We start from the raw sequence: 876 nt of genomic DNA, 5'->3' as shown, positions 1-876 counted from the left end.
AACTCCAGATGTATAGTATTCAACAAGAAAGTCTGTTTTCCTTGGAGGATTTGTTAGAAATGTCGCCCAAGGACACCTATGGATACCTTTTTGAGACGTTAGATATTACGCCATTTTTACGCGTGGTATCGAAGAAAGCTTTTCTAGGGGCGCCGACACAACTCAACTATGCAGCCATGCTGCACTCTCTGTTCATTCGAATCGTGGAACGCATTCCGACGATTAAGGACCTGAGGAATCGTTTAAAGAGAAGCCTGGAATTCAGCACGGACTGCGGCTTTACGGGTTCCGATCGAATTCCAAGTGAAGCTTCGTATACCCGGCTCATTCAAAAACTTCAAAAATCCCAAGTCTTTCAGCAATCGCAAGAAGAATTAGTTCAACAAGCCTTTCAAGAGGGCTTCATCGATGCATCAGCGGTTGCCATGGATGCCACTCATGTTGAAGCTAGAGATCGTAGGCCAGACAAGAAGAAAGACGATTCGGATCTACTGGCAACTGAACTTCCAAAGAAAAAGCGTGGCCGCAAATCCAAAGGCGAACGAGAGCAATGGTTAAAGGAACAACTAGAACTTGAAGAAAACCGCCCCCTGTTCGAGAAGAAGGTAGAAGCCCAATTGCCTTACTCGTATGACGAGCTGGCAAAGGAAATTCCACTAACCCCCGCCTGGGGTGTGAAGAAGAACTCCGAAGGCAAAAACGTGTTCTGGTACGGCTTTAAAGCCCATCTTCTGGTCGACTGCAAAAGCCAATATATCCTTACCGCACTGCTTTCTTCCGGTCACATCAATGATGGAAAGATGGCGATTCCTTTACTAAAAGGACTAGCCGAAAGACATCCTGACCTGCCCGTTTCGCATGTGCTTGCGGATGCAG

At 46.7% G+C, this 876-nt stretch carries 1 protein-coding gene; it reads left to right on the top strand.

The features are described 5' to 3' along the window. Positions 1 to 8 precede the first annotated feature (8 nt). A partial coding sequence (locus tag ACFPYJ_RS33140) for a transposase (protein WP_379192886.1) occupies positions 9 to 876 on the top strand: 868 nt, incomplete at its 3' end.

The sequence above is a fragment of the Paenibacillus solisilvae genome (assembly GCF_042656405.1).
GTDB classification, from domain to species: domain Bacteria; phylum Bacillota; class Bacilli; order Paenibacillales; family Paenibacillaceae; genus Paenibacillus_Z; species Paenibacillus_Z solisilvae.
Note: the sequence above shows the minus strand (reverse complement) of the source record. Positions and strands in the feature narration are given on the sequence as shown.